3 protein-coding genes and 1 pseudogene are annotated in these 6,247 nt (G+C 59.1%); 3 read left to right on the top strand and 1 reads right to left on the bottom strand.

Going from position 1 to position 6,247, the window contains the following annotated elements:
• The 3 genes and pseudogenes from ACOYQJ_RS04855 to ACOYQJ_RS04845 all read left to right on the top strand — a co-directional run.
• Positions 1 to 290: pseudogene (locus tag ACOYQJ_RS04855) on the top strand (IS3 family transposase); the annotation flags it as partial.
• A 570-nt stretch (positions 291 to 860) separates the two neighbouring features.
• A complete protein-coding gene (locus tag ACOYQJ_RS04850; RefSeq protein WP_422904865.1) occupies positions 861 to 2,546 on the top strand; it encodes a DUF927 domain-containing protein in 1,686 nt (561 codons plus the stop codon).
• Between the two features lie 969 nt (positions 2,547 to 3,515).
• On the top strand, positions 3,516 to 4,220 hold the full coding sequence (locus ACOYQJ_RS04845; protein ID WP_422904864.1) for a recombinase family protein: 705 nt from the start codon (positions 3,516 to 3,518) through the stop codon (positions 4,218 to 4,220).
• Positions 4,221 to 5,484: 1,264 nt separating this feature from the next.
• On the opposite strand, the gene ACOYQJ_RS04840 is transcribed toward ACOYQJ_RS04845, so the two are convergent.
• The coding region (locus tag ACOYQJ_RS04840) for a calcium-binding protein (protein WP_422904863.1) at positions 5,485 to 6,247 on the bottom strand (763 nt) is incomplete at its 5' end.

Below are 6,247 nucleotides of genomic sequence, written 5' to 3'. Positions count from 1 at the left end.
CCATCAAGGAAGCGACGGTGAAACGCTATCACTATGACAGCCACGGGCAGCTTCGAAGGCACCTCGCGGACTTCTTATACGCCTACAACTTTGCACGTCACTTGAAGACACTCAGCGGGCTAACGCCTTACGAATACATATGCAAAATCTGGACATCACAGCCAGATCGATTCATCCTAAATCCGATCCACCAGATGCCGGGACTGAACAATATGCTGGCCAACCCCACCGCCACCTGCGCCAGAGAGTTCATGGTACTCGAAAATCTCGTAACCAGCGGCGATGGCTGACATTTCTTCGTGTGCCGTCCTTACTTCTGTTATGTCATAAACGCCGTTTGGTTGTTTGACTGCATATCCTCGCTTTGCTTTCACATCCGAATCCCCACTTCAATCTCGACAATACGGCGCTTCGCTACGATCTTTATGGCGGTGATCCGGTACTGGGTCTCACGCTTTGAAGCGATGATTTTCTGACCCGCTTCCGCGGCTTTCGCGAAGTGATGCCTTGCGCGACTTTCCCAGTATTTTGACAACTTGCTCAGGATCCAAGAGAAGGGAATGACAATGATGGCGGCGACGGTGGACGGTGGGTGTGATGAAGAAGGTCATCGGCCTGCCTCACCGCCTGTAGCCTCGACCTGCGCCCAACCAGTCTTCGTTACGACAAACTCGCCAGATTCTGTGAACACATGAGAGCGCCATAAGGTCGTCGCCGAAGATGCGCGTCAGCGCGAGGGACGGGAGACGCCTGATCTGGTTTCGCTTGAGGAGGCCACGCCGGAATCCGTGTCCGAGGCCGCAGCAGCCTCCAAATGGCTCCCCACTGGATACACCGTGAAGGAGGGCTGGTTCTGCCAGATGACCGAGGACAAGGCGAAGAAGGTCTGCCGCGAGTTCGAGGTCCTCTACTGCGCCGATGGCAAAAAGGGCAGCACCCGAACGAACGAGGTAACGATCCGGTATCAGCACCGTGCGGCGGCGCTGGGCGTCGTTGATTCCACTTTCCGCAAAGGCGACACCTACAAGGACTCCGGAACCATCCTGGGCCGTCTCTCCAACGAAGGGCTTGAGTTCGCGCCGAACGCCTCGACCGAGGCGATCCTGACACTGCTCCGTGCCGTCAGCTCAGATCGGGAAGCCGTCTATGTCGAGCGGTCCGGATGGCGGGAGGGTCGGGAGGTCTATGTCAGCCCGACCGGCGCAGTGGTCAAGAAGGATGACGACGCCCTCGTTTACGTGCTCGACCACACCATGAAGGTCGCCAATGGCAGGGCTGGCACACTGGACGAGGCCGTCAAGGCTGCGGGTGGTGCCCTCAAGGGGCAGAACGCCAAGCGGTTTCTTCCCAGTTTTCTCGGCGGGGCGGTCGGGTGTCTGGCGGACTTCATCGACGAGGAGCTGGCCGTGATCGTGGCGAACGAGGGGGAGGCCAAGCGAGGCAAGACCACTGCGCTCAAGGCGGGCATTTCTTGGTTCGCAGCTCCCGCTGCCGATGGCCTCCTGATTACCGGCGACATGACCCCCACCGCGATGGAGGGCAAGGCCGTGCAGGCATCCGGTGCGATGTTCGCCCCTGACGAACAAGGTACGTCCAAGATGACGGCGCAGGACGAGCAGGCTGCGATCCTCCAGTACGCAGGGAAGATCGGGCGGGCACGGGGCAAGCAGGACGGCTCCCTGCGCGACATCGCGACTTGGCACGGGTGCATGGGCATGTCCACCGAACGTGGACTGCTGGCGCGATTGGAGGCCGAGCAGGCCAAGGACAGCGAGGTGACGATCCGGTCGGGTGCGGTCTCTCGGGTCTTCACCGTGAGCTACGACGACGCCGTCAAGCTGGACCGGGAGCAAGACAAGGACGAGCTGGCGGCGTATGACGTGTTGGCCCATGGCGGTGCGTATGGGTGGCTCGGGCCGGAGTTCGCCAAGGCGCTGATTGAGCTGGGCGTCGATGCAGTGCGGGCGGGCGTCAGCGCGCTGGAGAAGGAATGGAGCGCGGGGTATGCAGGCGCTGCCGAACGTGTCGTAACCACCGCTGCGCTCTTCGGTGTCGCGGCGGAGGTGGCGCAAGAAGCGGGTTTGCTCCCCTCGGACGTTGACCTCAAGGCGATGCTGGCCGAGCTGCTCGACGAGACCATTGCGCAGCGCTCGCACCATCTCGACACCGAGCGGCAGGCGCTCGATACGCTGCGGCGGAATATCATTCGTATGCTGAACCAGCAGCGGATCGTCGCGGCTGGGAACGAAGACGGCATTCGGGCAGACGTTGTTGGCTACTGGACCACGCCGGGGAAAGCTCCCTCCGGTTTGAAAGTGCGCACCTACATTCTGCCGGTTGATCGTCTCGGGAGCCTCTCGAACACCGAACCAGCGGCTCTCGTCGAAAAACTCCGGCGCGAAGGTGGGGTCGTGGAACCGACTGACGGAACGAAGTACCACAAGGCCGGTTTCTGGGAGAACACTCCCGGTGAGGGGAAGAGGGTCAAGAGCCTCCGCGTCAGCGGCGAATGGGTTCACGGCGATGACGAAGACCCGGACGACTGACCACGAGGCAGAGAGGGGCGCGGTAGCGCCCCTTTTCACGTTCTGGTGTCCGTCAACACTTTTTTCTCACCGTGAGACTCGTCCCCCCTAATGGGGACGGCGGGGGGACGGCGGGGGGACGTAGGACGGGTGGTATTTATACGTTAAGCCTATGATTTATATGGATAAAATTTTATCGTCCCCCCAATCCCCCCAATATTCCCAGAAAATAGAGACCTCCTGAGAACGACTATATTTTCGCCCCCCTCCCGTATACTGATCGCCCTTCTTGCAGGCGCAGGCGAAAAAGAGAGTTCCGCTGAACCCGTCTCTATTTTCTGGGGGGACAGGGGGATTGGGGGGACGAAGAGATTAAGGTTTTGAATCCAAACGAAATTTCGCCCTGACAGCCGTCCCCCGCTGTCCCCCCGCCGTCCCCCTCAATGGGGACGAGATGCCTCGATTCAGTGGCTCCCGCCCTCCGCGCAATAATATTGCGAAAGTGTTGCATTTTTTCAACATAGTTATGCGCTGAGCGCATAGCTGCCGCCCAAGCTAACTTGCGAGCGATTCGCAAGAAATTACGGGTGTTCAACCAATGTTCAAAACGGTGAGATGTTCAAGACAACATATGTGTTGTGCATTGAACGCCCTCCGCTGCTGAGCCACCACTGCCGCCCCGCCATACCCGCTTGGGACCCGTATAGATTCGCCCTCCGCCAGACCCGCCCAGCGCACGCGGGGGATCCTTGGGGATTCGGAAGGGGTGGGGGTCAGTTACCGAGGGACCCTTGGCTATTCAGGAAGGGGCGGGGGTAGATTTCCTAGAGACCATCTCCGCTGACGCGGCAACCCACCCCCGAATCCCCCATCATCCTCAAAAAGGAAACAGTCCGTTCATCACTTTGCACCCAATCCCTGACCTATCTCGGTTATAAATCTTGAGAAAAGTAACGCGAGAATCACCCAAGGATATGAAGGAGAACGAATATGACCGGAAAGAAAGTACCAGCGTTCGCCTACATGCGGACATCCAGCGCCACAAACGTGGGTGCTGACAAGGATTCCGACAAACGACAGCTCGCGGCCATTACATCCTATGCCGATGCCAACGGCTTTGAGGTCATAAAGGTGTACTATGACGCCGCCGTATCCGGCGCCGATCCCATCGAACAGCGCCCCGGCATGGGCGACCTGTTGGACGCCGTCCTGTCCAACGGCACACGGACGATCCTCGTCGAATCCCCTGACCGCTTCGCCCGCGATGCCACCGTGCAGGAACTCGGCTATCGCCTGCTGAAAGACCGTGGCGTCGATCTGATCCCCACCACCGCGCCGGACTTCTTCACCGTGGATACACCGACCAGCGAGATGGTCCGGACGATCCTCGGGGCTGTGTCCGCCTTCGAGCGACGGAGCACCGTGGACAAGCTCAAGGCAGCTCGCGACCGCAAGAGCGCCAAGCTGGGCCGCAGGGTAGAGGGTCGGAAGCCGGTCAACGATGAAACACTAGCGACGGCCAAGCGCCTGTATCGCCGCAACCCAAAGACTGGCAAGCGCCGGTCCCTGCGCCAGATCGCAATCGAGCTGGCAGAGCTGGGCCATACCGCACCTAACCGCAAGGAATACAACGCAAACTCCGTTCGACAGATGCTCCAGCGGGCGGGCGTGTATGAGGCCAGCCAGAGGGCCTGATCGCCCCACATTCACAGCCGACACCACCACGCCACACACCCGCTCAGACAGCCCTGGGCGGGCCTATCCACATCCGCACCACACACATCCACGCCCCGATCACACACGCCTCCACAGCCCCGCCCAGCGCGCCTCCTGACGCCGTCTCTGCTGTCATGGTGAGATGGGCGCTGGGCGTGAGGCTGGCGAGAGAGATGGCTGTGAGGTCGATGCGGTGAATAGGTGATGGGCCGCGTCAGCGGCATCACACGACCGATCCGACCATTCATCGCCATGGCCTTCTGATGCCCGCCCGTTTTGAGGGGAGGCTGTTTTGACGGGAGGCTGTTTTTTGACTGACGGATTCCCAATTTTTCTCTGGTGGAATCTGAATTTTACAATCCAGCGTTTTCTGGCGGGCTGTCGAACGATTTCGATTCACAGCCTCGGGCGGCACGGCGCTGGGCGGCGGGGGTGAGATCCAGCGGCAGGTCACACCAAACCCCACGGCTCAGGCGAAAACGGACTCAAGGCTTTGATTTTAATGCAGTATTTGACTCGACTCCCTGCCTCAATCCCGCCACAATCTCTCTACCGGAACACGCATCAAAGGAGTCCACCGATGCCACTTGACCACCCCGCACCCGACCTACTGGCGGACCTTCACGCCTTGATTGAGGCCAGCGCCAAGCTGGACCGCATCCCCTGACGCGCCGATCACCAGCCGAACCCCTCCACGGCGATTTGAACTTTGCCATGCTTTTGCCATGCAAATCATGTGCGAAGAAGCGCAGGACTGCATTTTTTGGCACATCAATCAATTGTGGCTGGCATACGGCCTCACTGCAAAGCCTTTGTTTTATTGTGTAATTCTTGGCTTTGAGTGGTGCCCGGGGGCGGAATCGAACCACCGACACGAGGATTTTCATTTTCCGCCCCAATGGTACTGAGGAGTCGGAGATATTCGTTAGCCCTTGAATCCAATCGAGAATCTAAGGGTGGGGCTGATCACACCAGTCCATTCCAGACTATTCATTACCGGAACATTCCGTTCCGGGTTACACGTGAATTACACCGGGGCAGAGCCGCGTTCCGGGTTTGTACTCAGCGTTTTGTGCGTAAGACCAGCTTGTCTGGGTCGCCAGCCAGTCCGGCGCAACCCTCGAGTTGCGAATGCGGCGGGAAAGGGCACCAGAACAGACAGCTGGCGACTCCGAGCATCCGGTCTAAACCTGTGCCGTAGATGGTGAAGTAAGTAACTGGGCGACTTCAAGGTGAGCCAGCTTCATATCAGAAGCAAGCTGTTCTCCAAGTCGGTCATATCCGAGACGCCCGATAGCGTCAGCGCATTTCCATTCCCGAAATCAAGAACAATCTGACCAGTACTTGTGTCGGCATACGTGGATACAACCTGCTGAGCTGACATTCCGGAGATGCCCAACTCAGAGACGTCCAATGCAATTTGGTCCATCTCCGCATAGCTGAAGTCTCCGACAATATCGAACCCGCCATTGAACACAAAGCGATCAGAGCCTTCCAATCCCCAAAGAATATCATCACCAGTGCTGCCATCGAGAATATTTGCACCCGAATTCCCGACCAGGGAGTCGTCAAACGCCGAGCCGATAAGGTTTTCGGCGGAGTAGATATAATCGCCAACAGCGCCGCGCCAGCCACCGCCACCCTCGTCCAGCCTTGCGCCAACACCACTGGTTGCGTCGGCATAGGAGACAGTGTCGTTTCCGCCTTGGCCGTGCATAGTATCGGCACCTTGCCCGCCGATCAGCAGATCATTGCCGTCTTCAGCCCAAAGGATGTCATCGCCTTCGCCGCCGTCCAGCATGTTGCTGCCGGCGTTGCCGACCAGGGCGTCGTCGAAGGCCGAGCCGATGAGGTTCTCTGCAGAATAGATGTAGTCGCCAACAGCGCCGTTCCAGCCACCACCGCCTTCGTCCAGCCTTGCACCAACACCGCTGGTGGCATCCGCATAGGAGACGGTGTCGTTGCCGGCATTGCCGTACATGCTGTCGTTGCCCGCACCACCGATC

This window comes from Pacificoceanicola algae (assembly GCF_049341065.1).
In the GTDB taxonomy this organism is placed as follows: domain Bacteria; phylum Pseudomonadota; class Alphaproteobacteria; order Rhodobacterales; family Rhodobacteraceae; genus Pacificoceanicola.
Note: the sequence above shows the minus strand (reverse complement) of the source record. Positions and strands in the feature narration are given on the sequence as shown.

Excerpts from the sequence above, each read along its gene's own strand:
- ACOYQJ_RS04850 (WP_422904865.1), top strand. The coding sequence starts at position 861 with ATGACCGAGGACAAGGCGAAGAAGGTCTGCCGCGAGTTCGAGGTCCTC.
- ACOYQJ_RS04845 (WP_422904864.1), top strand. The coding sequence starts at position 3,516 with ATGACCGGAAAGAAAGTACCAGCGTTCGCCTACATGCGGACATCCAGC.